This window comes from Streptomyces sp. NPDC051940 (assembly GCF_040680895.1).
Taxonomy (GTDB): Bacteria; Actinomycetota; Actinomycetes; order Streptomycetales; family Streptomycetaceae; genus Streptomyces.
The window spans coordinates 176014-200145 of sequence record NZ_JBFAXR010000001.1 but is presented as its reverse complement, the minus strand read 5'-3'; the positions used below and the strand labels follow the sequence as shown (position 1 = coordinate 200145).

The 24132-nt window shown below is 75.1% G+C and carries 20 protein-coding genes; 8 read left to right on the top strand and 12 right to left on the bottom strand.

The window, feature by feature from the left end:
- Positions 1 to 12: 12 nt before the first annotated feature.
- The 5 genes from AB0M28_RS00990 to AB0M28_RS00970 all read right to left on the bottom strand — a co-directional run bounded on the left by AB0M28_RS00990 (position 13) and on the right by AB0M28_RS00970 (position 4671).
- Entirely contained in the window at positions 13 to 1893 is a 1881-nt protein-coding gene (locus AB0M28_RS00990) for a copper resistance protein CopC (RefSeq protein WP_365395546.1), read from the bottom strand.
- 5 nt (positions 1894 to 1898) lie between these two features.
- Positions 1899 to 2336 carry a copper chaperone PCu(A)C gene (locus AB0M28_RS00985; protein WP_365395543.1) on the bottom strand — a complete coding sequence of 146 codons (438 nt, stop codon included), beginning with the start codon at positions 2334 to 2336 and terminating at the stop codon, positions 1899 to 1901.
- The gene (locus tag AB0M28_RS00980; protein WP_365395541.1) at positions 2333 to 2983 is read right to left on the bottom strand and encodes an SCO family protein; all 651 of its coding nucleotides are present in this window, start codon (positions 2981 to 2983) and stop codon (positions 2333 to 2335) included. The genes AB0M28_RS00985 and AB0M28_RS00980 overlap by 4 nt, the downstream gene beginning before the upstream one ends.
- An 89-nt stretch (positions 2984 to 3072) precedes the next feature.
- Positions 3073 to 3825: a YcnI family protein gene (locus AB0M28_RS00975; protein ID WP_365395538.1), complete on the bottom strand. Its 753-nt coding sequence runs from the start codon at positions 3823 to 3825 to the stop codon at positions 3073 to 3075.
- Positions 3826 to 3912: 87 nt separating this feature from the next.
- Complete coding sequence (locus AB0M28_RS00970) at positions 3913 to 4671, bottom strand: hypothetical protein (protein ID WP_365395535.1); 759 nt, start codon at positions 4669 to 4671, stop codon at positions 3913 to 3915.
- 271 nt (positions 4672 to 4942) lie between these two features.
- On the opposite strand from AB0M28_RS00970, the gene AB0M28_RS00965 reads away from it, so the two are divergent.
- The 3 genes from AB0M28_RS00965 (at position 4943) to AB0M28_RS00955 (ending at position 7941) form a co-directional block, all read left to right on the top strand.
- On the top strand, positions 4943 to 5386 hold the full coding sequence (locus tag AB0M28_RS00965; RefSeq protein WP_365395532.1) for an ATP-binding protein: 444 nt from the start codon (positions 4943 to 4945) through the stop codon (positions 5384 to 5386).
- Positions 5387 to 5539: 153 nt separating this feature from the next.
- A complete protein-coding gene (locus AB0M28_RS00960) occupies positions 5540 to 6655 on the top strand; it encodes a MerR family transcriptional regulator (RefSeq protein WP_365395529.1) in 1116 nt (371 codons plus the stop codon).
- A 35-nt stretch (positions 6656 to 6690) separates the two neighbouring features.
- Positions 6691 to 7941, top strand: a complete 1251-nt coding sequence (locus AB0M28_RS00955) for an MFS transporter (protein ID WP_365395527.1) — start codon at positions 6691 to 6693, stop codon at positions 7939 to 7941.
- Here AB0M28_RS00955 and AB0M28_RS00950 read toward each other — a convergent pair.
- The gene (locus tag AB0M28_RS00950) at positions 7926 to 8528 is read right to left on the bottom strand and encodes a TetR/AcrR family transcriptional regulator (protein WP_365395524.1); all 603 of its coding nucleotides are present in this window, start codon (positions 8526 to 8528) and stop codon (positions 7926 to 7928) included. The two genes, AB0M28_RS00955 and AB0M28_RS00950, sit on opposite strands and share 16 nt — an antisense overlap.
- Before the next feature lie 74 nt (positions 8529 to 8602).
- Between AB0M28_RS00950 and AB0M28_RS00945 the strand changes: the two genes are divergently transcribed.
- A complete protein-coding gene (locus AB0M28_RS00945; RefSeq protein WP_365395522.1) occupies positions 8603 to 9136 on the top strand; it encodes an SRPBCC family protein in 534 nt (177 codons plus the stop codon).
- Positions 9137 to 9246: 110 nt separating this feature from the next.
- Positions 9247 to 9873: a M23 family metallopeptidase gene (locus AB0M28_RS00940; protein WP_365395519.1), complete on the top strand. Its 627-nt coding sequence runs from the start codon at positions 9247 to 9249 to the stop codon at positions 9871 to 9873.
- Positions 9874 to 10566: 693 nt separating this feature from the next.
- On the opposite strand, the gene AB0M28_RS00935 is transcribed toward AB0M28_RS00940, so the two are convergent.
- The 3 genes from AB0M28_RS00935 to AB0M28_RS00925 all read right to left on the bottom strand — a co-directional run bounded on the left by AB0M28_RS00935 (position 10567) and on the right by AB0M28_RS00925 (position 13733).
- On the bottom strand, positions 10567 to 11469 hold the full coding sequence (locus tag AB0M28_RS00935; RefSeq protein WP_365395659.1) for an aminoglycoside phosphotransferase family protein: 903 nt from the start codon (positions 11467 to 11469) through the stop codon (positions 10567 to 10569).
- Positions 11470 to 11591: 122 nt separating this feature from the next.
- Complete coding sequence (locus AB0M28_RS00930) at positions 11592 to 12905, bottom strand: FtsX-like permease family protein (protein ID WP_365395516.1); 1314 nt, start codon at positions 12903 to 12905, stop codon at positions 11592 to 11594.
- A gap of 3 nt (positions 12906 to 12908) precedes the next feature.
- Positions 12909 to 13733 carry an ABC transporter ATP-binding protein gene (locus AB0M28_RS00925; RefSeq protein WP_365395513.1) on the bottom strand — a complete coding sequence of 275 codons (825 nt, stop codon included), beginning with the start codon at positions 13731 to 13733 and terminating at the stop codon, positions 12909 to 12911.
- Between the two features lie 193 nt (positions 13734 to 13926).
- Here AB0M28_RS00925 and AB0M28_RS00920 point away from each other — a divergent pair, with 193 nt between their 5' ends.
- A complete protein-coding gene (locus tag AB0M28_RS00920) occupies positions 13927 to 15165 on the top strand; it encodes a calcium:proton antiporter (RefSeq protein WP_365395511.1) in 1239 nt (412 codons plus the stop codon).
- Here the strand turns inward: AB0M28_RS00920 and AB0M28_RS00915 are convergent.
- Positions 15155 to 18271, bottom strand: coding sequence for a tetratricopeptide repeat protein (locus AB0M28_RS00915; protein WP_365395508.1), 3117 nt, complete (start codon positions 18269 to 18271; stop codon positions 15155 to 15157). The genes AB0M28_RS00920 and AB0M28_RS00915 overlap by 11 nt on opposite strands.
- A gap of 242 nt (positions 18272 to 18513) precedes the next feature.
- Here AB0M28_RS00915 and AB0M28_RS00910 point away from each other — a divergent pair, with 242 nt between their 5' ends.
- Both AB0M28_RS00910 and AB0M28_RS00905 read left to right on the top strand, forming a co-directional pair.
- A complete protein-coding gene (locus AB0M28_RS00910; protein WP_365395505.1) occupies positions 18514 to 19341 on the top strand; it encodes a methyltransferase domain-containing protein in 828 nt (275 codons plus the stop codon).
- A gap of 304 nt (positions 19342 to 19645) precedes the next feature.
- Positions 19646 to 20518 (top strand): MFS transporter, encoded by an 873-nt coding sequence (locus tag AB0M28_RS00905; protein ID WP_365395656.1) that lies wholly within the window; start codon positions 19646 to 19648, stop codon positions 20516 to 20518.
- 74 nt (positions 20519 to 20592) lie between these two features.
- Here the strand turns inward: AB0M28_RS00905 and AB0M28_RS00900 are convergent, their stop codons facing one another.
- Both AB0M28_RS00900 and AB0M28_RS00895 read right to left on the bottom strand, forming a co-directional pair.
- Positions 20593 to 22074 (bottom strand): aminopeptidase P family protein, encoded by a 1482-nt coding sequence (locus AB0M28_RS00900; protein ID WP_365395653.1) that lies wholly within the window; start codon positions 22072 to 22074, stop codon positions 20593 to 20595.
- 174 nt (positions 22075 to 22248) lie between these two features.
- Positions 22249 to 23625, bottom strand: a complete 1377-nt coding sequence (locus AB0M28_RS00895; RefSeq protein WP_365395503.1) for a PP2C family protein-serine/threonine phosphatase — start codon at positions 23623 to 23625, stop codon at positions 22249 to 22251.
- Between the last annotated feature and the right edge of the window lie 507 nt (positions 23626 to 24132).

Below are 24132 nucleotides of genomic sequence, written 5' to 3'. Positions count from 1 at the left end.
CGCGGTGTTCCGTCAGCCGATCTTGATCTTGGTTTCTTCGGTGACCTGGTCGACGTCCGAGGTCCGTACGGTGAGGGCCACCGTCCAGTCCCCCGCCGCGGGCAGCTGGACGCCGGTGGCGGACCAGTGGCCGGTGTCGACCTTCTCCGGCACGGTCCGCAGCGGGCCGATCTTCTTGTCCGCCAGGGTGAACGCCAGCCGCAGCTCGGGGACGTCCAGGAGTTCGCCGTTGGCGTTGGTGACGTACACGTGCAGGGTGTTGTCGCCGGTACGGGCCGGGTCGAGGGTGAGTTCGGCGGTGCCGCTGCCGCCGCGCCCGCCGGTGTCGAAGGGGATCTCGACGGAGACGGGGCCGGCGTTCTGCACGGCGCCTGACGCGGCGGTGCTCTGCTCGGCCTCCGCGCGGCCCGGCTGGGTGCCGGTGAGGACGGTGGTGACGGAGAGCAGGACCATCGCGATCGCCGTCTCCGCGAGGACGGTCCGGCGCAGTCCGAAGCGCGCCGGGTCGGCGGTCAGCGCCCGCCGGTCGCGGGTGCGGTCGCGGGCGGCCTGCTGCAGCGCGAGCTGGCGCGCGCGGTCGGGGTCGGCGGGGACCGCCTCCGACGGGACCGCTCCCTCCGCCCCTGCCGTTACGGCGACGGGCTGGACCTCCTCGACGGCCGCCGGAGCGGTATCGCCGAGCCGCGCCACCCACCGCCGCGATATCCACGCCGTACCGACGAGGACGGCGACCAGCCCGAGCTTCACCAGCAGCAGCTGGCCGTACCCGGTCGAGGTGAGCGCGTCCCAGGAGCCGACCCCGCGCCACGCCTGGTAGGTCCCGGTGACGACGAGCACCGTGACGGAGCCCAGCGCCAGCGTGGAGAAGCGCCGTACGACGGCCCGCTCCACCGGCGGCCCGCCGCGCAGCGACACCGCCAGCGCGACGAGCCCGCCGAGCCAGACGGCGACGGCGAGCAGGTGCAGGGCGGTGACGGGCATCGCGAGCCACGGCTGGATGCCGGCCGAGGCGTGCTCGGCCATCGCCCAGGTCGCGGCGAGCCCGGCGGCGACGACGGTGCCGCCTATGCCCAGCCCGACGGCGAGGTCCCGGCGCTCCTTCTCCGTACGGCCGTCGGGGGAGTCTTCGTCGGAGCCGGGAGAACCGGAGCCTCCGTCCGCCCGGAACGTACCGAACAGCACCGCCAGGAACACCGCCGCCGCCCCGAGCAGCAGCAGCCGCGACAGCAGCGCCGCGCCCGGCTTGGTGGCGAGCACCTCCCGTACGGAGTCCAGCCCGAAGTCCTCCCCGGTGTACGGCCCGCGCAGCAGGAGCAGCGCGACGGTGGCGCCGAACAGCAGCGCCCAGCCGGCACTCGCCAGCCGGCGCAGCCGCGGGTTGCGGCCGCCGCACCAGCCGGCGAAGACGGCCGTGCCGGTCATCACCACGAAGCCGGCGTACGCGAGATAGCGCCCGGCGTCGTAGAACGTCTCGGCCCAGCCGCCGCCGCTGGGCAGTGCGACGGTGGTCTCTGAGGGCTGTCCGATGGAGAAGGTGAACGCCCCGGCCACCGGGTGGCTGTCCTCGGAGACGGCCTTCCACACCACGGTGAACGTGCCCTCCGGCAGCCCGCTCTGCAGCGCGACGGCGGCGGTGGCGGACCTGCCGCCGACGTGGCGCGCCTCGCCCTTCGCGGCGTCCTTGCCCTGCGGGTCCAGGACCCGCAGGGAGTCGTCGGAGAGCTGCACGCCCTCGGAGAAGGTGAGCGTGACCTGGGCGGGCGGCTCCTTCAGTACGGCGCCGTCCTTCGGGTCGGTGCCGGTCAGCGCGGCGTGCGCGGCGGCCGGGGAGGCGCCGAGGAAGAGCAGTCCGACGACGGCGGCGAGAAGGGCGCCGAGAAGCCGGCGGGCCATGCGGGTCACTCCCCTTCGGGCCGGTAGGAGGTCGGCTCCACCGGCACCTGGATCTCGATGGGCTCGGACTTGGCGAAGTGCAGGGTGAGAGTCACCTTCTCACCGACCCGCGGCTTGCGGTCCAGCTTCTCCAGCATCAGATGGTTGCCCCCGCGGGCGAGTTCCAGCAGTCCGCCCGCCGGTACGTCGAGGCGGTCGACCTGCTTCATCCGGGTGCCGTCGGTGGTGTGCAGGGTGACCCGGGCCGCCAGCGAGGTCGTGACGGAGGTCAGCGCGTCGTCGGCGTCGCCGTCGTTCCTGACGGTGAGATAGCCGGCGGCCATGTCGGCGAGCGCCGGCTGCGGGACGAAGCCGGCGGCGGCGCTGAGCTGCGGGCTGTGCGCGCCGCCGCAGCCGGCGAGCAGCAGCGCGCAGGCGGCGACCCCGAGGGCGGTGCGCCTCACGGCGTACCGCCCTGGACGAGCACCGGCAGGTCCTTGGCGTAGTCGTCGGCGGTGGTGCCGGCGGTGTAGATGACGTGCGCCTTGTCGTCCTTGGGGGAGAAGGCGAGGACCTGGGCGCCGTGGTCGGCGGTGATGGTGCCGTCCTTGTCGACGGTGGCCTTCTCCACCATCACGCCGAGGCTCTGCCCGGCGGCCTGGATGGCGGCGAAGTCGCCGGTGAGGCCGATGAAGTCCTTGTCCTGGGACGCGAGCCACTCGCCGAGGCGCTGCGGGGTGTCGTGCTCGGGGTCGGTGGTGACGAAGACGACGCGCAGCCTGTCCTGGTCGGCCTTCGGCAGCTTGGCCTTGGCGATGGCGAGGTCGCTCATCGTGGTGGGGCAGACGTCGGGGCAGTGGGTGTAGCCGAAGAACACCAGCGTGGGCCGGCCGGCGGTCTCCTTGACCAGGTCGTACTTCCGGCCCTTGGTGTCGGTGAGGACGAGCGCGGGCTTGGCCTTGGGGTCGTCCAGGACGGTGCCGGGCTTGGTCTGGCCGCCGGAGATCTCCACGGCGGGGGTGGCCTCGGGCTCGCCGGAGCCGCAGGCGGCGAGGCCGGCGGTGAGCAGCGCGGCGGTGGCGAGGGCGAGGGCGGTGCGGGGGATGCGCATGGGTGGGACTTCCTTCGTACGTCGTGGGGCTCCGCCTGCGGGCCGGGGGCGCGGCGGCGCGCCCGCCCGGCCCGCGGACGGCGCGGCCGTCAGGCGCTCTTGCGCCGGGAGAGGATGCCGAAGGCCAGGCCGGCGGCGCCGATCACGATGCCCGCCACACCGAGCGTACGGGCGAGGGTGTCGCTGCCGTCGCCGCCGGAGGACGCGGCGGCGGTGTCGTCGTGCCCGGCGTCGGACTTGGCGTCGGAGCCGGTCGCGGCGGCCGGGCTGCCGGTGGTGCCGCCGTGGTGGCCGTCGCCCTCGGCGGGGGACAGGGCCAGCACCGGCGCCGGGTTCTCGGGCTCCTCGGCGCCCTCCTGCTGGACCTCGATCCAGCGGACGACCTCGTTGTCGTCGTAGGTCTGGACGGCCTTGAAGACCAGTTCGTCGGTGTCCTCGGGCAGGGCGCCCAGCGAGACGGGGAACTGCTGGAAGGTGCCCGGCTCGATCTTCCCGCCGGACCACGTGATCCTGCTCGGCGCCTCGGTGATCTTGTTGCCGTGGACCTCGAGGGGCTTGGCGAGCTTCGCCTTCTCGACCTTCACGTCCCAGCCCGGCACGGGCTGCGGCATGGCGGAGGAGAGCGGGTGGTCGGCGGGCAGGGTGACCTCGAGCTTGATGGTCGAGGAGTCGTCCCGCTCGTTGGGGACCTTGAAGTTGACCGTGGCGTAGCCGCCCTGCTGGGCGGTGCCCTCGGGGCTCACGGAGACGTGGGCGAGGGCGGGCGGGGCGAGCAGCAGGACGCCGCCGGCGGCGAGCCCGGCGGTCAGGGCCGCGCGGCCGCGCGAAAGGTGAAGACGCATGACTGAAGTCACTCCGTTACGTGGAGAGGTGAGGTTCCGGCACGTGGCTGGGCCCACGCACCGGACCTCTCCCGGATCGCGGGAGTGTCAGGCGGCGAGCCCGTACGCGGGCGGCCCGCGCCGGCTCAGGCTGTGCGCCGGTACGACGGAGGTGTCCGGTTCGTCCCGCTCGTCGGGGCGGGGCCGGGGGGCGGGGGCGGCGCCGAGGGCGCACTGCAGTCCGTCCCGTAGCGCGGTGGCGAGGCGCAGCGCGCCGCGCAGCGAGTGCGCGGGCGCGGCGAGCGCCACCAGCCGGAACAGCGCGGCCTCGCCCCGGCGCAGCAGCCAGCCGGCGGCGACCGCGGCGAGGAGGTGGCCCAGCAGCATGGGCAGCGAGTACGCGGCCGAGTGGCCGACGGTCTCGTGCGCGGCGTGCCCCGCGTGGCCGGCCACGCCCGTGACCGGCGCGAGCCGGTCGGGGTCGACGCCCGCGTCGGCGACGATGCGGCGGGCGCCGCCCTCGGTGAGCGTCAGCCCGCTGTGGTCGCACACCAGCCGCAGGGCGAGGTCCATGGCGCCGCTGGTCCGCGGACCGGCGCCGTGCTGGCCGAGGGCGAACAGGCAGTGCAGGCCCAGCTGTCCCACTCCGAGCAGGGCGGCGATGGCGGGCAGGGAGCGTTCGCGGCCGGCGGCGGCGAAGGCGACCGAAAGGACGAGCACCGCGGCCGCCCCCAGCGACCACAGCGGCACCGTCCCGCCCGAGGCCAGGACGTGCCCGCCGACGGACAGCGCGACGCACACCGCGGCGAAGACGGCGGCGCGCAGCAGTCGCAGATCGGCGCCGGCGCGCCGGACGGGGGCAGTCATGGCGGCGCCATCATCTCACTGTGCCCGCACCCGTCACAGGGGAGGGCTGCCGATCGGCCGCACCGCACCGCCCGCGGGTGGCCGGAACACGACCGCCGCCACCGCCCCGGCCTGCGGGGACGAATACGCCCCGGACCCCCCATACCCCACCGGTGGAATAAACGCATCCACTAAATGAGTGTCCTCACCCGCCGAACACGATTGTCCCGCCCGGTAGCCGGTTATACGTACCTTACGTCCAGCGGCAGTCCAGCCAGGAGGCTGAAGCGCGATGAGCATCTGGTGGTCCCTGCACCTGCGTCGCGAGGCCGCGAGCGTCCCCCTCGCCCGAAGACTGCTCCTCGGCGCCATGGAGACGGCCGGTGTGGACCCCGACATCTCCTTCGACCTGGCGCTCGCCCTCACCGAGGCGTGCGCCAACGCGGTGGAGTACGGCGGGGACACGACGACCGACGACTACCGGGTGACGGCGTTCATCGACGGCGACCAGTGCCGGATCGAGGTCATCGACTCCGGCCCCGGCTTCAGGGGAAACCTCGACAGCCGGCAGCGCGGCCCCCACGCCCCCTTGCGGGCGGAAGGGGGCCGCGGTCTCTTCCTGATCGAGTCCCTCGCCGACCACGTCGACATCCACAACCGGGAGGGCCGGGGGGCGGTGGTGTCCTTCGGCAAGATCCTCAAGTGGCGCGAAGGGGCACTGCTCGCGGCGTCGTAGCACCCTGCCGCCCGCGACCCGCGCCCGCGACCTGCGACCCGCCGCCCGCGACCCGCGCCGTGAGACGGTGTTGACCCTCCCCGGACGGGCCGTCGGCCCCGGGGGCGTTGACCTTCCCCCTGGGGGAAGCCGCAGCATCGTCCGCACCGGCCGATGGGGCCGGGACGAGGAGGAGCGGTGCTGCTGACCATCGGGGCGTTCGCGCGGGCCGCGGGGCTGTCGCCGAAGGCGCTGCGGCTGTACGACGAGCTGGGCCTGTTGCCGCCGGCGGCCGTGGGCGGGGAGTCCGGGTACCGGTACTACGACCCGGCCCAGCTGGAGCGGGCCCGGCTGATCGCGTGGCTGCGCCGGCTCGGCATGCCGCTGGAGCGCATCCGGCGCGTGTGCGACCTGCCGGCGGACGCGGCGGCCGGGGAGATCGCCGGCTACTGGGAGCAGGTGCGGGCCGAGACGGAGGCCCGCGGCCGGCTGGCCACCTTCCTCGTCGACTATCTGACGGGAAGGGGCAGCTCGGTGGACGAGGACACCACGGCGCTGGGCATCAGATACGCGGCGCGCTCGGAGTCGGGCCTGGTGCGCACCAGCAACCAGGACACCGCGTACGCCGGTCCCCGGCTGCTGGCGGTGGCGGACGGGGCGGCGGGCGCGGGCGAGCGGGCGAGCGCCGCCGCGGTGGACGCCCTGAAGCCCCTGCAGACGCTGGCCGTTCCGGCCGGTGAGCTGCTGGGCGCGCTCGCCGACGCGGTCGGCGCGGCGGACCGCGCGGTCGGGGAGGTCGCCGCCGCGGCACCGGACGGCGAGGCGGGCACGACGCTGACCGCGCTGCTGTGGTCGGGCGCGGGGCTGGCGCTGGCGCACATCGGGGACAGCCGGGCGTACCGGGTGCGCGGCGGGGAGCTGTCGCGGATCACCCACGACCACACCTATGTGCAGTCGCTCGTCGACGAGGGCCGGCTCACCCCGGAGGAGGCCGCCTCGCATCCGCAGCGCGCGCTCCTCGTACAGGCGCTGACGGGGACGGGCACGGCCCGCCCGGACCTGTCGCTGCATCGGGCCGAGGCAGGCGACCGCTATCTGCTGTGCTCCGACGGGCTGTCGGCCGTGGTGGCGGAGGAGCCGCTGCGTGCGGTGCTGTGCGGTCCGGGCGGCCCGCAGGAGCTGCTCGAGGGGCTGCTGGCCTTGGCGTACGGGGCCGGGGCGCCGGACAACGTCGCCTGCGTGGTCGCCGAGGTGGTCGCGCTGGACGCCGTCGCCGGGCCGGGGCGGTGACGCGGACCGTACGCCGCCCGCGGGGTGCCTGGACGGTGGATCGCCGTCCCCTGGCGGTCGTCGCGTACCGCCGGCTGTGGGCGGCGTCGGCGGTGGCGGCGGTGGGCGGGTCGTTCAGCGTGGTCGCGGTGCCGGCGCAGCTGTTCACCGTGACCGGCTCGTCGGCGGCCGTGGGGGCCGCGGCGGCGGTCTCCCTCGTGGCGCTGGTCGTCTCCGCGCTGTGGACGGGGGCGCTGGCGGATCTGCGCGACCGGCGCGGGGTGCTGCTGGCCGCGCACTGCGGGCTGGCGCTGGCGTACACCGGTCTGTGGATCCAGTCGCTGGCGGGCGGCCGTTCGGTGCCCGTGCTGCTGGTGCTGGTGGCCTGCCAGGGAGTGGCGTACGGGGCGATCATGACGGCGATGGGCGCGGTGGTGCCGCGCCTGGTGCCCGCCGAGCTGCTGCCGGCCGCCAACAGCCTGAGTTCCCTGGTCCGTTACGCCGGGGCGGTGCTGGGCCCGGTGCTCGCCGGGGTGCTGATCCCGCTGACGGGGCTCGGCACGCTGTACCTGCTGGACGCCCTGGCGCTGCTGGCCGTCATCCGGGCGGTGGCGAAGCTGCCGCCCCTTTTGCCGGCCGGCCGGCGGGAGGGCTCGGCTCTGCGCCAGGTGCCGGCCGGACGGCGGGAGGGCTCCGCCCTGCGCCAGGTGCCGGCCGGCTTCCGGTTCCTGGCCCGGTCGCGGCTGCTGGTGGCGGTGCTGGCCGTCGACCTCGCGGCGATGGTGTTCGGGATGCCGGTGGCGCTGTTCCCGGAGCTGGCCGAGCAGGTCTACGGCGGTCCGGCGGGCGGCGGCCCGGAGCTGGGGCTGCTGTACGCGGCGTATCCGGCGGGGGTGTTCGCGGCGGGGCTGGTGTCGGGGACGTTCACGCGCGCGGCCCGGCACGGGGTGATGATGGCGGGGGCCGCGGCGGCGTGGGGCGTCACGGTGGTGGCGCTGGGGCTGGCGGACGGCCTGTGGACGGCGCTGGCCGCCCTCGTGCTGGGCGGGGCGGTGAACTTCGTGCTGAGCGCCTTCCGCAACGCGATCACCCAGGCGGCCACGGACGACGCCCTGCGGGGGCGCGTCCAGGGCTCGCTCACTGTCGTCCTCATCGGCGGACCCCAGCTGGCGAACGCCCTCCACGGCGCCGCCGCCTCCGTCCTCGGCGCGCGGACGGCGGTGTGCGCGGGCGGCGTGCTGACGACGGTGACGGTGGCCGCGGTCGTGTGGGCGGTGCCGGAGCTGCGGCGCTACCGGGGGGCGTGAACCACGGGCGCGAGCAGCGCCCGCGCGCACTCCTCCGCCATGTCGGCCTTCGCGGCCGGGACGGTCTCCCGCTCCCGCAGATGCGTCTGCACCAGCCCGTACGGAACCTCGACGATCGCCGCGACGACCCGCGCCCGTCCCTTGGCGCCGGTCGCGCCGAGGCGGGCGGCGAGGGCGTGGATGGCGCCCATCACCCGCTCGTTCGCGGCCTTCAGCTGCTCCCGCGCCGCCGCCGGCCACTCGTCCTGCCCGAAGGCGTCCGCCCCGTGCCGCAGTACGCGCGCCTCCGACGGGTGCTCGCGGCACCAGCCGACCAGGTGCCGCGACGCGTCCAGCGCGATCCGCTCCGGGGTGCCGTCGCCGGCGAGGACGTCGAGGTAGCCGGCGTGGAAGCGCTCCAGGGTGCGCAGCCACAGCGCGGCGAGCAGATCGGCGCGGCCGGGGAAGCGGTGGTACAGCGAACCGCTGGGGACGCCCGCCTCCTTGGCCACCGCCGTCATCGTCACGGCGGTCGGCCCGCCCGTGTCGGCGAGGGCGAGGGCGGCGTCCAGCAGCTGGCCGGTGGTGTAGCGCGATGGACGGGGCACGGTTATGGAGAGTACTCTCTATTTGAATTGGAGGACGCTCTCTAATACGTCTCCAGTACCGGGAGGACCCTGACATGGCCGTCTTCAACGTGCACGAACGACTCCTGCCCGTCCCGCCCGAGCGCCTCGCGCCGTTCATCGACCGGCTCGGCACGCCGGACGACGGGCTGTGGCCGGCCGACTCCGGCCACTGGCCCGCGATGGTGCTCGACCGCGCGCCCGCCGTGGGCGCCCGCGGCGGGCACTGGGTGATCCGCTACACCGTGACCGGCCACGCGCCCGGCCAGTGGGTGCGCTTCCGGTTCGACGCCCCGCGCGGCCTCACCGGCTTCCACGACTTCGCCCTGCACCCGCTGCCGGACGGCACCGGGACCGTGCTGCGCCACACGATGGCCGTCCGGCTGCGCGGGCCGTTCGTCCTGCTGTGGCCGCTGGCCGTCCGGTGGCTGCACGACGCCCTCCTCGAGGACGCCCTCGACCGCGCGGAACGCGCCGTCACCGGCACGGTCGCCCGGCCGAACCGGTGGAGCCCGTACGTACGCCTGCTGCGGTCCCTCGCCGCGCGGCGTCCGCGCGGCGAGGGCCGCGAGGTGCCCGCGCGGGCGTAGCAGGCGGGTGGCTTTCGCCCGGGGCGCGCGTGGCGGGGTGCGGGCGCGGGGGACCGCGTGCCTACGGTGGCCGCTGTCGTGATGAGCCCACCGCGCCCCCGGAGGTCTCCATGGTGCGTGCGCTGCCCGCCGCCGTGCTGCCGCTGCTTCTCGCCGCCGCCCTCCCCGCCCCCGTGGCGATGGCGGCCGATCCGGGACCCGGGGAGGGAGCGGGCAGCAGCGCGGGCCGGCACGCGGGCGACTGGGCCCCGGGTACCGCCGACGACCGGCAGCCCGGCCTGCGCGCCCCCGCCGCCCCTGACGCGCTGCGCGGCCCCCGCCCCGTGGTCGGCTGGGCGACCCCGCTGCTGCGCGGCGCGCGGATCTCCGCCGCGTACGGCATTCCCGGCAAGCTCTGGGCGGCCGGCCACCACACCGGCGTCGACCTGGCCGTGCCCTCGGGCACGCGGGTGCGGTCCGTGGGGCCGGGCCGGGTGATCGAGGCCGGCTGGCACAACGCGTACGGCAACTACGCCAAGATCCGCATGGACGACGGCCACTACGTCCTGTACGGCCACCTCAGCCGGCTGCGCACGGTTGACGGCGAGCGCGTGTACGGCGGCGAACTCATCGGCCTCTCCGGCGCCACGGGCAACGCCACGGGCCCCCACCTGCACTTCGAGGTCCGCCGCGGCCGGGTCTACGGCACGGACGTAGACCCGATCCGCTACCTCGCCCGCTACCGCGTACGTCTATAACGCCCGGCCGCTCGACGCCCCTTCACGCGCGTCCGCGGCGGGCCCTCCGGGGGGTGGGGTCCGGTGCCGTGCTCCCCAGGAGGGTGCTGGGTGGGGTCCGGTTCCGTGCTCCCCCCAGAGGGGTGCGGAGTGGGGTCCGGTGCCGCGATCGCCTCGGGGAGGCGGTGCCGAATGCCTCAGGGGGCGAGGTACCGGTGCCGGGCCCCAGGGGTAGGGGTGGGGACCGGTTTCGCGCTCCCCCCGGGGAGGAGGGGTCCGGATTCGCGCTTCCCTGAGGAGTGCCAGGGGCCAGTGTCGGCGTTCGCCCCCCGCAGGCCGCTTGGGACGGGGCCCGTTTCGCACTTACCCTCCCACCGGGTGCCGGGTGCCGGGTGCCGGCGTCCCCTAACGCGCTCACCTCCCGGGGGCGGAGCCCCGGTCCGCCGTTGCGCGTTGGCGCGGAGTGGTCCGTCGCGGTCGGTGCCGGTCCGCGCGGTGCCGCCCACGCGGCCATCGCCTTCCCCCGGGGGCCAGGGGCGCGGCCCCTGAGCGCGTCCGGCGCCGTCCCGTGCCGGGTCTGCACCGTACTGCTCACTCAGCCACCCCCCGACGGGGTCCGGGGGCGAAGCCCCCGGAGGCCGGATGCCGTCGTGCTCACCCGGCCGCCCCCTCCCCGCCGACGGGGGTCTGAGGGCGGAGCCCCCGGGAAGTCGCTCAGCCGGGCGTGTCGCCCGAGGCGCTCAGGACCGCGCCGATCACGTGGCGCGCGTGGCGGGCCATGACCGGGTTCGTCGTGCGGTAGTACGGGAGCGCGATCAGCGCCTGCGAGAGTGTGCGGCCCTTGCCGCGCAGCCACGTGGCGTCGTCCGTGTCCACCGCGGCGCGGAAGACCGAACGGGCTTCGGCGGGCAGCAGGTTCCACGCGGGGAACAGGTCGCACGCCGGGTCCCCCGTCCCCGTACAGCCGAAGTCGATGACCGCGCTCAGCCTGCCGTCGCCGTCGACGAGGAGGTTCCCCGGGGTGAGGTCCGCGTGCAGCCAGACCGGCGGGCCGTCCCACGCGGGGGCGTCGAGCGCCTCCTCCCAGACGGCGAGCGCGGCGTCGCAGTCCACGCCCTCCTCCGGAATCGACCGCAGCGCGGCGATCGCGGAGCGGGTCTCCGCGTCCAGCGCGGTGAGCGGCCCGCCGCGGTGCGCGGTCGGCGCGTCCGGGAGGGTGACCCGCCACATCGCAGAGACGAACTCCGCCAGGTCCTTCGCCAGCAGCAGGGGTTCGGTCAGCTCGCCCGGTTCGGGGTTGGCGCCGCCCAGCCAGCCGTACACCGACCACGGCCAGGGGAAGCCCGCGCCGGGCCCGCCCGCGCCCAGCACCCCGGGGAGGGCGGCCGGCAGCAGGGGCGCCAGGCGCGGCAGCCACCGCTGCTCCATCGCCACGTCCTTCGCGCCGCCCTTCACCAGCGGCAGCCGTACGACCATCGCGTCACCCAGCCGGTACATGGCGTTGACGGTCCCCCCGGAGGGGAACCGCTCGACCGCCAGGCCCGCCCACTGCGGGAACTGGGCGGCCACCAGGGCGCGTACGAGGCCGTCGTCGATGGGGTGCTCGTCGGGGTGCATCGTCACGGGCGCCATCCGACCGGCGCGGGGCGGGGGTGTCAAACGGATAAGCGCGCGAACACCGCGGCAGGGGCACCCCCGTGAGGAGGTGCCCCTGCCGCGCCGCGGCATCCGCACAAGCGTCACGCCGCCAGTTCCACCGCCTCCACCGCCGGCGTCCGCAGCGCCCGCCGGGTCGTGGCGAGGGTCGTGCCCAGCGTGGCCGCGGCGCCGGTGCCCGCGATCGCCAGCCAGATCCCGAGCCCCTGACCCGGCAGCACCGAGTCGGTACGGGCGACCGTGAACGGGATGATCCCCGCCAGCGCCGCCAGCGTGCCGAACGCCACCCCGGTCAGCGTCAGCAGCGCGGACTCCAGGCCCACCGTGCGCAGCACCTGCCCGGGCGTCGCCCCGGCGAGGCGCTGCCGGCCGAACTCGCCCGCCCGATACGAGGTCGCCGCGTACAGGGTGTTGACCAGCATCACGCAGGCGAAGACCGCGATGATGCCGACGACCACGAAGTTGAGCGTCTCGAGGTTCTTGTCGTCCACCGTCTTCGTCACGCCGGTCCGGTCGTTCTCCACGGCCTGCATGTACAGCGTGGCCGTCGAGATGCCGACGAACAGGATCAGCGGCATCAGCACACCGGTCAGCCGGCCGGCCCGCTCCCGCAGCCCGTGCAGCGCCAGCCAGCCGGAGCCGGAGCCGGACAGCGGGCCGGCCAGCGCCCGCAGCATGCCCGTCAGCAGCGCCGGGGAGAACACCGCGAACCCCACCGACAGCAGGATCGCGCCGTACGCCGGGGGCGCCATGGCCTCGGGTCCCGCGTCGCCCATGGCGAACGTCGACGCCGCGAGCAGCGTGCCCAGCCCGAGGGCCGCCCAGCCGCCCCACGTCCTCAGCCGCCGCCTGCCGGCCGCCTGGGTCCGGGTGGCCCGCCGTACCGCGAGGAACGCGGCGCCGACCGAGGCCAGCAGCGTGGTGTCGACGCCGGACATCAGCGCGATCGGCCCGAAGGAGTACTCCACCGAGTCGGCGACCTGGCCGCTGTCCTGGAACAGCTCCACCAGCAGCCGCCCGCCGAGCATTGCCGGCACAATCGCCAGCGCCGCGCCCACCAGGGCGACGACCGCCGCCTCGCCGACGACCATCCGCTTGAGCTGCGCCGGGGTGGCCCCGGTGCGGCGCAGCAGCTCCATCTCCGCGGAGCGCTGCCGGACGGCGACCGTGAGGGTGGACGCCACGGCGAAGAACACCAGCAGGGTGCCGTAACCGCCGACCACCATCGCCGCGGTGGACAGCGACTCGGCGCTCACGTCGTCCACGCCGGGGGCGGAGGCCGTGTCGTACAGCGAGTTGAACGTCATGATGATCGCGGCGCCCAGGAACGCGGACAGCAGGGTCGCGGTGAAGCGGCCGGGCCGCTGCCGGATCGAGCGCAAGGCCAGAGCGAACACGGCTCACACCCCGTTCGGCTGGTAGGGGCGGGACTCCTGGACGCCGGACTCGTACACGTCCCCCAGATGCGCCAGCCGCTCGGCGACCGCGTCGACCCCCGGCGCGTCCATCTGCCCCACGATCCGCCCGTCGGCCAGGAACAGCACCTGGTCGGCGTGGGAGGCGGCGACCGGGTCGTGCGTCACCATGACGACCGTCTGCCCGTGCGTCCGTACCGCCTCCCCCAGCAGCCCGAGCACCTCGCGGGCGCTGCGCGTGTCGAGCGCGCCGGTCGGCTCGTCGGCGAACACCACCGCCGGCCGCGCGACCAGCGCCCGGGCGATGGCGACGCGCTGGCGCTGGCCGCCGGACAGCTCGTCCGGGCGCCGCTCCAGCTTCCCGCCGAGGCCGACGCGGGTGAGGATCTCCCGGGTGTACGCCCGGTCGATCCGCCGGCCCGCCAGCTTCAGCGGCAGCACGGTGTTCTGCTCGACGGTGAGCGTCGGCAGCAGGTTGTACTGCTGGAACACGAACCCCACGCGCCGGCGCCGGAACTTCGCCAGCTCCGCCTCGCCGCGCGCGGTGACCTCCGCGCCGGCGACCCGCACGATGCCGCCGTCGGCCCGGTCCAGCCCCGCCGCCACGTGCAGCAGCGTCGACTTGCCGGAGCCGGAGGGCCCCATCACGGCCGTGAACGTGCCGTGGCGCAGGCCCAGCGTCACGTCGTCGAGCGCGGTGACGGCGCTGTCGCCCTGCCCGTACACCTTGGTCACCTTGACCAGGCGCAGCGCCTCGCCGTCCTGGTGCGCCGTGCTCCCACCGCCCTTGCTCCCCTTGCGTGCGAACATCGTCCCCATCTCCTTCAGCGGGTCTCTCCCTATGCCTTCGAAGCTACGGAGGGTGAGCGCGCCGGACACGGGGCGTACACACCCGGTACGGGGTGGAGTTACGTACACCCCCGGCCGGGGGACGGCCGCACCCCGGCCACCGAACGGCCCGTCCCCGCGTGCGTATCCGCACGTCGGCGGCGAGGGTCGGGGCATGGCGAAGGACTCGGGTGACGATGCCGCGGACGGCGGACCGGGCGGCGTCGCCGAGGCCGTGCGGCGGCTGTGGCCGCTGGTGGTGCCCGTGGTGGCGCTGGCGGGGATGGCCGCGGGCTGGGGCCGCGATCTGCCCGGCTGGGGGCTCACCCTCGTCGGTCTGTGCCTGGCGGGCGCCGTGCTGAGCGCCGTGCACCACGCCGAGACGGTCGCGCACCGGGTGGGGGAGCCGTTCGGCACGCTGGTGCTGGCCGTGGCGGTGACCCTGATCGAGGTGGGCCTGATCATCACGATGATGGTCTCCGGCGGCAGCGACGCCGACTCCCTCGCCCGCGACACCGTCTTCGCCGCCGTGATGATCACCTGCAACGGGGTGGTGGGCGCGGCCCTCCTCGTCGGCTCGCTGCGCTACCGCACGGCCGTGTTCAACCCCGAGGGCGCGGGCGCCCTGCTCGCCACCGTCCTCACCCTGGCCACGCTGAGCCTGGTGCTGCCGCGCTACACCTCCAGCCAGCCCGGCCCGGAGTTCAGCGGACCGCAGCTGGCCTTCGCCGCGATCACCTCGCTCGTGCTGTACGCCGTGTTCGTGGTGGTGCAGACCGTGCGCCACCGCGAGCAGTTCGTGCCGGTACGGCGGTACGGCGGCGGGCTGCCCGGCTTCTGGGAGGTCGCGGAGGAGCCCGCCGCCGAGCCGCCCCGGGACCGCACCGCGGAACCGCCCCGCGACCGCCAGCCGCTGCCCGGCGACTACGAGCCGCAGGACCACGGCCCCCGGCCCACCGCGCGCGCCGCCCGGACGGGCCTGGCGATGCTGCTGGTGTCCCTGGTCGCCGTCGTGGGCCTGGCGAAGCTGGTGTCGCCGTCGCTGAAGTCGGGCGTGGCGTCCCTGGGCCTGCCGGCGGCGGTGGTCGGCGTCGTGATCGCCCTGCTGGTGCTGGCCCCCGAGACGATCACCGCGGTCCGGGCGGCGCGCCGCGACGAGGTGCAGACCAGCCTCAACCTGGCGTACGGCTCGGCGGTGGCGAGCATCGGGCTGACGATCCCGGTGATCGCGCTGGCCTCGGTCTGGATCGACGGCAAGCTGCTGCTGGGCCTGAACGCCACCCATACGGTGCTGCTGGTCCTGACGGCGGCGGTGGGCACGCTCACGGTGTTCACCGGCCGGGCGACGCTGCTGCAGGCGGGCGTGCACCTGGTGCTGTTCACCTCGTTCGTGTTCCTGGCGTTCAATCCATGAGCGGTTCCTCCGTGGGTTGTTCCTCCGTGGGTTGTTCCTTTACAGGCCGCTCCTTTACAGGCCACTCCTCCTCCGAGAGCCGGGCTTCCACCGCCGCCGCCTGTGGGGCCCGCAGCCCGCGGAACAGGCCCAGCGCCTGCCGCCAGTGGCCCACCGCCCGTTCGCGCTCGCCGCGCCCGTCGTGGCAGCGGCCGAGCCCCGCGTGCGCGCGGGCCTGCTCGTACGCGGCGCCCCGCCCGGCCGCGACGGCGAGCGCCGCGGTGTGGCAGCGGACGGCCTCGGCCGTCTCACCGACCGCCGCGTGATCGGTGGCCAGCTCGTTCAGCACGGACATCTCCAGTCCGGTGTTGTAGGTGGCGCGTGCGATGGCCAGCGCCTCCGTGTGCCGGCGGCGGGCGCTGTCGTGGTCGCCGAGCCGCTGGTGGACACTGCCGAGCCGGGCCAGTGCGAAGCCCTCGGTGAACGGGAAACTGCCCGTGCGGGCGGCGGCCACCGCCCGCCGGGCGTGGGCGAGAGCCTCGTCGTACCGGCCGGTGTCCCGGTACACCGCTGCCAGACCGCACAGCGCGTGCGCCTGGCCCGGCGGCTGGCCGCACTCCTGCGCGATGTCCAGCGCCTCCCGCAGCGCCTCCTCGGCCTCCTCGGGCCGCCCCTGGCGCCGCAGCAGCAGCCCCAGATGCATGGCCGGCCGGTGCAGCAGGTCCCGCCGGGAACCGAGTTCGCGGTACAGCTCGGCCGACCGGCGCAGCCGGCGGATCGCCTCCTCGGTGCGACCGAGATAGCCGAGGACGGAGCCCAGGCTGCCCGCCGAGGCCGCTTCCAGCAGCGGGTCGCCCGCCCGTATGTGCAGGTCGAGCGCCCGCTCCAGCAGCGGGACGGCGTCCTGGAGCCGGTCCTGCCGGAAGCCGACCAGGCCGAGCGCCCGCAGCGCGGTGCCCTCGGCGGCGAGGTCACCCCGCTCGCGGGCCGCCTCCAGGGCCCGTCCGTGCAGCCGCTGGGCGTCGTCGAGGTGCAGCCCGAGATCGAGGTACCACAGCAGCACCGTGGAGAAGCCGCCGGTACGGTCGGCCAGTTGCTGATCGGCTGCCGCCGTGGCGGTGCGGACCAGATTGGCGCGCTCGGTGTCCAGCCAGGCGAGCGCGTCCTGGTAGTCGGCCGGCGGCCGCGGGGCGGGCGTGCCGTCCGTGGCCGGCGGCAGCCGCAGCTCGTGCGGGGCGATGATGTCCGCGGCCCGCGCGGCGGTGCGCAGATAGTGGTCGCACAGCCGGGCCAGAGCGGCCGTGCGGTCGGCCGGGGCGTCCTCGGCGGCGGCCAGCTCGGCGGCGTAGCTGCGCAGCAGGTCGTGCGGGCGGTAGCGGCCCGGGGTCACCTCGTCGACGAGACTGGCCCGCACCAGCCGGTCCAGGCCGCGACGGGTTTCGCGCAGCCGGGTGTCCCCGGCGAGCGCCGCCAGCGCGTACACGTCGGTGTCCTGCCCCGGGTGCACCCCCAGCAGCCGGAACAGCCGTGCCTCGGCGGGCCCCAGATGACGGTACGAGGCAAAGAACGCGGCGCGGACCGACGCGTGCGGATCGCCGGCGTCGAGCAGATCGAGCCGGTCCTGCTCGTCCGCGAGCTCCGCCACGAGGTCGGCGACGGTCCGGTGCGGGGACTCCCGGACGCGCTCCGCGGCGATACGCAGCGCCAGCGGCAGCCGGGCGCAGAGCTCCACGAGCCGGGCGGTCGCCGCGGGCTCCGCGGCGCAGCGCCCGTCCAGCAGCCCCGACAGCAGCCGCCGCGCCTCGTCGCCGGTCAGCCGGTCCAGGTCGATGCGGTGCGCGCCGTCCCTGGCGGCCAGCCCCGCGAGGGTGTCGCGGCTGGTGACCAGCACGAAGCAGCCCTTGGCACCGGGCAGCAGCGGGCGGACCTGCTCGGCGCTGCGCGCGTTGTCCAGCACCACGAGCACCCTCTTGCGGGCGATGAGCGAGCGGTACAGCGCGGCGCGCTCCGCCGCGTCCCGCGGGACCACCGTGCCGTCGGCGCCGAGGGCGCGCAGGAACACCGCCAGCACGTCGCCCGGTTCGGCCGGCCTACCCGGCCCGTAACCGCGCAGGTCCACATACGGCTGGCCGTCGGGGAAGCCGCCACGGGCCCGATGCGCCCACTGCACCGCCAGCGCTGTCTTGCCCACGCCGGCCGTGCCGGCCACCGCCGAGATCAGCACCGTCCCGCCGCCGGCCAGCAGCCGGTCCAGCTCACCGAGTTCGCCGTCGCGGCCGGTGAACCCGGGGACTCGGTGCGGGAGCTGCTGCGGCACCACGCGGACCGGGGGCGGATGCGCGCCGCCGGCACCGCCGTCGGGTCCCGCCGGCACTCCGCCCTCGGGCCCGATCGGCTCGCCGGCGAGGATCCGCTGTTCCAAGTCGCGCAACTCCGGCCCCGGTTCGAGCCCGAGCTCGGCGACGACCGTCTGCCGGGCCCTGCGGTAGGCGGCGAGCGCGTCGGCCTGTCTCCCGCTGCGGTACAGCGCCGTGACCAGCAACCCGTGCAGCCGCTCCCGCAGTGGATGGGAGCGCGTCAGCTCGGCCAGTTCGGCGGCGGCCCGCGCCTCTTGGCCCGACCGCAGCTCCGCACCGTACAGCTCCTCCAGGGCCAGCAGTCGCCGCTCGCACAGCCGTTGCACCTCTCCGGCGAGCGCGGGCAGCTCCACCCCGGCGTAAGGAGTCGTGCCCTGCCACAGCCCGAGGGCCTCACGGATCAGCTCCGCGCCGCCCCGTGGATCGGCGCCGGCCCTGCGCCCCGCCTGGGCCAGCAGCGCGCCGAACCGCTCCGCGTCGAGTTCGCCGGGCCGCACCCGCAGCCGGTAGCCGCCCGGCCCGAACTCCAGCCGCTCCGGCGCGTCCAGCAGTCGCCGCAGCCGGTGCACCTGCAGCTGAAGCCGCCGCTCCCGCCGGGGCTCCGGCCGCTCACCCCATAACGCGTCGAGGAGCACCTCCGCCGGCACCGGCTCGTCCGCCCGTGCCAGCAGCAGCGACAGCAGCCCCCGCCGCAGCGCCCCGGACACCTCCTGTGGACTTCCACCGCCGCGGCCGGTCATCCGCGGCGGTCCGAGAACCGCGAACTGCATGGATCATCACCCAAGTCCCCCGGCTCGGCCTGATCGACGAATGCGATGTCCGCAGTCTAGGGCGGGCCCGGCGGCCCCGGGCCGGCCTGTGGACGACTCCCTTGGTGGGGACAAGCCCGTCACCGCCGCGGGTGAAAGTGCGGAGAAAGCGCCTCCCTCCACCATGACGGCGGGCCACCGGGGGGAGCCCACTGCCCTCCCGTGTGCCCCGAGAAGCCGACTCACCACGGGAGGGCACCCGCATGTCCCCGCACGACGACGTCCGCACGCCGGCCGGGAAGAGCCCGGACTACCTCTTCGACTCCGCGACCGAACTGGGCCGGGAGCAACTCGCGCTGCTGGAGCAGATGCTCGACGAGCAGACCGTCCACTGCCTGGCCGAGGCATGCGTCCGCCCCGGCGACCGCTGCCTCGACCTGGGTGCCGGCGGCGGCTCCGTCACCCGCTGGCTGGCCGACCGCACGCAGCCGGGCGGCAGCGTCACCGCCGTCGATCTGACGACGGAGCACCTCGTCGTACGTCCCGGCGTCACCGTGTACCGCCATGACATCCACGACGGGCTGCCGGACGACGGCCCGTACGACCTCATCCACGCCCGCCTGCTCCTGCTGCACCTGCCGCGCAGGGCGGAGATCCTCCGGACGCTCGCCGACGGGCTGGCACCCGGCGGCCGGCTGGTGCTCGGCGAGTTCGGCGCCCGCCCGAACCTGGTGCTGGCGGCGCCTGCCGACGGCGACGCCGAACTGTTCCGGCGCGTCCAGTACCTGGGCCACGAAGTCGTCTCGCGCGGCCGCGGCGTCTCCTGGGAGTGGGCGCACGAGGTCGCCGCGCACATGGCGGACGCGGGGCTGTGCGGCATCCGGGCCCGCGAGTCCTCATGGACGACGACGGGCGGCACCCCGGGCTGTCTGCTGCACCGCAACTACGCCCGGCAGGCGGCGGCGATGCTGTACGCCGAGGGTCTGACACAGGAGGAGTTCGACAGGTACTGCGAGCTGATGCTCGACCCCTGCTTCTCGGCGTGGTTCTACCAGTTCGTCTGCACCAGCGGAGAGAAGCCCCCCGCATGACGACCGCGCCACCTCGGACGGCTCGCCCGCGCAGCCGTCCCGTGGCCCGTCTCTTCGCCGCCGCGCACCTGGGCCGGCTGCCGTGCGGCATGACACCTCTGGCGTTGCTGCTGGCGGTCGGCGCGGACGGCGGTGACCTGGCCCGCGGCGGCCAGCTGGCCACCGTCTACGGTCTCGCCGCCGCCGCGGGCCAGCCGTTGCTGGGGCGACTGGCCGACCGGCATGGCCAGCGCGGACCGCTGGTCGGTGGCGCCGCTGTGGCCGCCGTCGCCCTGGCGGCGCTCGCGTTCGCCGACACGACCAGCTGGGCCGGGCCGCTGCTCGCCGCCGCCGCGGGTGCGGCGAGCCCGCCGCTGGAGGCCTGTCTGCGGTGCTGCTGCGCGCCACGCTGCCGGAGTCCCGGCTGGGGCCGGCCTACGCCCTGGACGCCTCCCTGCAGGAGATCGTGTACGCGGCGGGCCCGGGGCTCGTCTATCTGTCCGCCGCCCTGCTCGTCCCGCAGGCCGCTCTGGTGTCGGCCGCCGTGCTGGGCCTGGCCGGTGCGGTGTGGCTGGCGGGTTCGCGGCCGTCGCGCCGCTGGCGCCCCGCCCCCCGCCGTCCGGACGCCGGGGGCCGGCGGGACAGCCCGCTGCGTTCCGCGGGGATGCGCCGGCTGCTGCTGGCCCTGCTCGGCGTCGGCGCTGCCCTGGGCGCGCTGAACGTCGCCGCCCTCGCCGCCGCCGAGCGGCACCGGGCCGGATGGCTGGCGGCCGCCCTGCCGATGGCGCTGTCCGCGGCGGGGATCGCCGGCGGCGCGGTGTACCACCGGTGGTACCGGCCGGGCGGCGATCCCTGGCGCCGACTGACGTGGCTGACCGCGGCGTTCGCGGCCTGCTGGCTGCCGCTGCTGGTGTTCGATCCGCCTCCCGCGGTCGCGGTCGTGCTCGTGGCGCCCGTGGGGATCTGCTTCATCCCCCTGCTCACCATCGCCTGCCGGCTCGTGGACCTGCTCGCGCCGCCGGGCCGGGGAACCGAGGCGAACACCTGGCTCGTGGCCGCCTTCGGGGCGTCGGTGGCGCTGGGGCATCTGGCGGGCGAGGCCGGCGGCAGCTACGCCGTCCCGGCGTGCACGGCCACCGCAGCGGTGGCCGTCCTGCTCACCGCGGGCCGCCGGCCAGGCGTGCCGCGGGAGGGATGAGGGAGGGCCGCGTCAACGGCGGAAGGGCCGGCACCCGTGCAGGGTGCCGGCCCTTCCCGGCCGTACGACGGGTGTCAGCCCTTCAGCCGCGCCATCCACGCCTCGACCTCGTCCGCCCGGCGGGGCAGCTGGTCGGACAGGTTCACGTTGCCGTCCTCGGTGACGAGGATGTCGTCCTCGATCCGCACGCCGATGCCGCGGTACTCCTCCGGCACCGTCAGGTCGTCGGCCTGGAAGTACAGGCCCGGCTCGACGGTGAGGACCACGCCCGGCTCGAGGTCGCCCGCGACGTAGTTCTCGGTGCGCGCGGCGGCGCAGTCGTGTACGTCCAGGCCCAGCATGTGGCCGGTGCCGTGCAGGGTCCAGCGGCGCTGCAGGCCCAGCTCCAGGACCTTCTCCACGTCCAGGTCGCCCAGCAGGCCCCAGGCGACGAGCCGCTCGGCGAGCACGCGCTGCGCGGCGTCGTGGAACGCGCGGTACGGGGCGCCCGGCGTGACGGCCGCGATACCGGCCTCCTGCGCGTCGTACACGGCGTCGTAGATCTTCCGCTGCAGCGGCGTGAACGTGCCGTTCACCGGCAGCGTCCGGGTGACGTCCGCGGTGTAGTACGTGCGGGTCTCCACGCCGGCGTCGAGCAGCAGCAGGTCGCCGGAGCGGACCGCGCCGTCGTTGCGTACCCAGTGCAGGGTGGTGGCGTGCGGGCCGGAGGCGCAGATGGAGCCGTAGCCGACGTCGTTGCCCTCGACGCGGGCGCGCAGGAAGAACGTTCCCTCGATGTAGCGCTCGGACGTGGCCTCCGCCTTGTCCAGGACGCGGACGACGTCCTCGAAGCCGCGCGCGGTCGCCTCGCAGGCGAAGCGCAGCTGCTCGATCTCCCACGCGTCCTTCACCCGGCGCAGCTCGGAGAGGAAGACGCGGAACTCCTCGTCGCGCTCGGCGGTCACCTTGTCGGTGAGCGCCGCCTCGAGGCCGGCGTCGTAGCCGCGCAGCACGCGGACCGGGCCGGTGGCCTCCTTCAGGGCGTCGGCGAGTTCGCGGACGTCCTTGACGGCCACGCCGAGGAGCTTCTCGTTCTCGGTGAGGCTGTTGCGCCGGCCGACCCACAGCTCGCCCTGGCCGGAGAGCCAGAACTCGCCGTTCTCCCGGTCGGAGCGCGGCAGCAGGTACGCGGTGACCTCGTGGCCGCCGTCCCCGTCGGGCTCGAACACCAGGACGCCGTCCTCGGTGTCGTCGCCGGTCAGGTAGACGTAGTCGGAGGAGGGGCGGAACGGGTAGTCCGTGTCGTTCGCGCGCACCTTCAGATTCCCGGCGGGAACGACGAGGCGCTCCCCGGGGAAGGCGGCGGAGACCGCGGCGCGGCGCTCCGCGGTGAACCGGGCCTGCGGGACCGGCTGCAGATCGTGGCGCTCGGTGTCGGCCCAGCCCTGCTTCATGTTCTCGGCGAGCTCGTCGGTCACGCCCGGGTACAGGCCGTTCTTCCGCTGCTTTATCGCCTCGGTCTGCTCGCCCTCGGTGTTCTCCGGGGCTTCAAGATCCTCGACCTGGTCGGTCTGGATCTCGGTCGTCCGCTCCGTCACGGCTGCCTCCTGAATCGAATACGGCCGCCTACCATCGTATGGCCGGATCGCGGCACGTCAGGCCCTCCTGTGTTGTGAGCTGTACGACGAGGGCCCGGGGTGCGCCCCTTACACGGGGCGCGCGTGGCGCCTGGGCCGCGAGGTGACGACCGGCTACGCCGTCAGCTGCACCGCCAGCAGGATCACGTCCTCCGGATGGTCCGTGTCGTCCGCCGCCCCGTCCGGCAGCATCGTCCGCAGCACGTGGTCGGCCAGCAGCTGCGGATCGTCCCGGGCGGCGACGGGCGCGCAGGACGCCGCCTGGTGCAGCCGCGCCAGCGCCCGCTCCATGGGCTCGCCGGTGCGGTGCAGCAGGCCGTCGGTGTACAGCAGCACCGTCTCCCCGGGCGCCGGCTCGATGTCGACGCTGGGCGCCTCCCAGCACGACAGCATCCCGAGCGGGGCGGACAGCGTGGTCTCGGCGTACTCCGTGCGGTACTCCCCGGTGATCAGCGGCGGGCAGTGGCCGGCGCCGGCCAGCACCAGCCGCCGGCTGCCCGGCTCGACGTGCGCGAACAGCGCCGTCGCGGTGCGCCGCCCCTCCGTCTGCCGCATCAGCAGCTCCAGATCGGACAGGACCGCCACCGGGTCCTCGCCCTCCATCACCGCGTACGCCCGCAGACTGGCCCGCAGCCGCCCCATCGCGGCCACCGCCGCCGCCCCGTGGCCGGTCACCGACCCGAGGGCCAGCCCCAGCGCCCCCTCGGGCAGCGGCAGTACGTCGTACCAGTCGCCGCCGCCGCGCGGCCCCGTGCGGTGCCGCACCGCCAGCCGCGCGCCCGGCACCTGCGGCAGGCGCGGCGGCAGCAGGCCCTCGCGCAGCACCAGCAACGCCTGCCGGGCGCGCTGCAGCTCCACCCGCCGGGCCAGCGCCTCGGCGGCGTGGGCGAGGTACAGGGTGAGCAACTGGCGCCGCGTGTCCGGCGGGGTGGTGGGCTCGTCGTACATCCACACCGCGGCGCCGAGCAGCGGCCCCGCCTGGGTGATCAGCGGCACCGCGTAGCTCGCGGCGCAGCCCAGGCGCGCGGCGACCTCGCGGTGGCGCGGGTCCAGCCCGGCCTCACGGGCCAGATCGGCGTGCAGGATCTCGGCCGCCGGCCGGCCGGGCGCGTCGATCAGCTGTCCGTACGACGAGGAATGGCGCGGAATCGTCTCGATGGCGCCCAGGTCCGCCCGGCTCAGCCCGAGCCCGACGTGCGCCATCGGGCCCAGCCCGTCGGCGGGGTGCAGCACGAGGAGCCCGCGCCGGGCGCCCAGGAGCAGTGCGCCGGCGCGCAGGATCTCGTGCAGGGTGTCGTCGAGTCCACTGGTACGGGAGAGGTGGACGGTGAGTTCGTGCAGGGTGGTCAGAGCGGAGATCCAGGCGGCCGATCCCTCACCGTCGGCGCCCTGCCGTGCGGCGTCCGCGGGCTCGGAGTTCTCCCGCGAGGGCGCGGCGGGCGCTCGCGGCAGTTCAATTCCGGCCACATTCGGCAGCGGTGGGGTGCTCAAGTCGGCCGACCTTCGGCGCAGGGGACCGCGGTCCCGTACATCCGGTGCCCAGTGCTCAACGGCATCACTACCTACCCCCGTGCCTGGAGAAGAGTGCAGCAAGCTGCCTCGCTGGCAATGCGTCCACATTTACACGTACTGGTGATGCGATGTCCAGCGTTGTCGACCGGCGTCCGGCTGCGTCTGGGGCAGCCCTCTGTGAATGATGAGATTGGCCGAAAATCGCCCTGTGGCCGAGGTGATTGCTGTGTGCTGGGCATGAGGGTGCTGTGTTTTTCGGGTTTTCCGGGCTGCGACACCAGCGGCTGGCGCCGCGGGCTCCGGGACCTCGGCCCGTTCGGAACCTACGGGCACTGCGGAGCGTCATACTCGAAGAATGGTGAGACCCCTGTTCCGCTCCTCCGGGGGGAGGGCGACAGGGCGTCCCGAGCGCCATCCGCGCGCGCCACCCCCGCGCCAGGCAGCACATGCAGCATGCTCGTGAGTCAGGCACGTTGAGCAAGTCCA

What these genes read in the sequence shown, in the direction of transcription:
- AB0M28_RS00990 (WP_365395546.1), bottom strand. Translation starts at nt 1,893, where the DNA reads ATGGCCCGCCGGCTTCTCGGCGCCCTTCTCGCCGCCGTCGTCGGACTG.
- AB0M28_RS00980 (WP_365395541.1), bottom strand. Translation starts at nt 2,983, where the DNA reads ATGCGCATCCCCCGCACCGCCCTCGCCCTCGCCACCGCCGCGCTGCTC.
- AB0M28_RS00975 (WP_365395538.1), bottom strand. Translation starts at nt 3,825, where the DNA reads ATGCGTCTTCACCTTTCGCGCGGCCGCGCGGCCCTGACCGCCGGGCTC.
- AB0M28_RS00970 (WP_365395535.1), bottom strand. Translation starts at nt 4,671, where the DNA reads ATGACTGCCCCCGTCCGGCGCGCCGGCGCCGATCTGCGACTGCTGCGC.
- AB0M28_RS00965 (WP_365395532.1), top strand. Translation starts at nt 4,943, where the DNA reads ATGAGCATCTGGTGGTCCCTGCACCTGCGTCGCGAGGCCGCGAGCGTC.
- AB0M28_RS00960 (WP_365395529.1), top strand. Translation starts at nt 5,540, where the DNA reads ATGGGGCCGGGACGAGGAGGAGCGGTGCTGCTGACCATCGGGGCGTTC.
- AB0M28_RS00945 (WP_365395522.1), top strand. Translation starts at nt 8,603, where the DNA reads ATGGCCGTCTTCAACGTGCACGAACGACTCCTGCCCGTCCCGCCCGAG.
- AB0M28_RS00940 (WP_365395519.1), top strand. Translation starts at nt 9,247, where the DNA reads ATGGTGCGTGCGCTGCCCGCCGCCGTGCTGCCGCTGCTTCTCGCCGCC.
- AB0M28_RS00935 (WP_365395659.1), bottom strand. Translation starts at nt 11,469, where the DNA reads ATGCACCCCGACGAGCACCCCATCGACGACGGCCTCGTACGCGCCCTG.
- AB0M28_RS00925 (WP_365395513.1), bottom strand. Translation starts at nt 13,733, where the DNA reads ATGTTCGCACGCAAGGGGAGCAAGGGCGGTGGGAGCACGGCGCACCAG.
- AB0M28_RS00920 (WP_365395511.1), top strand. Translation starts at nt 13,927, where the DNA reads ATGGCGAAGGACTCGGGTGACGATGCCGCGGACGGCGGACCGGGCGGC.
- AB0M28_RS00915 (WP_365395508.1), bottom strand. Translation starts at nt 18,271, where the DNA reads ATGCAGTTCGCGGTTCTCGGACCGCCGCGGATGACCGGCCGCGGCGGT.
- AB0M28_RS00910 (WP_365395505.1), top strand. Translation starts at nt 18,514, where the DNA reads ATGTCCCCGCACGACGACGTCCGCACGCCGGCCGGGAAGAGCCCGGAC.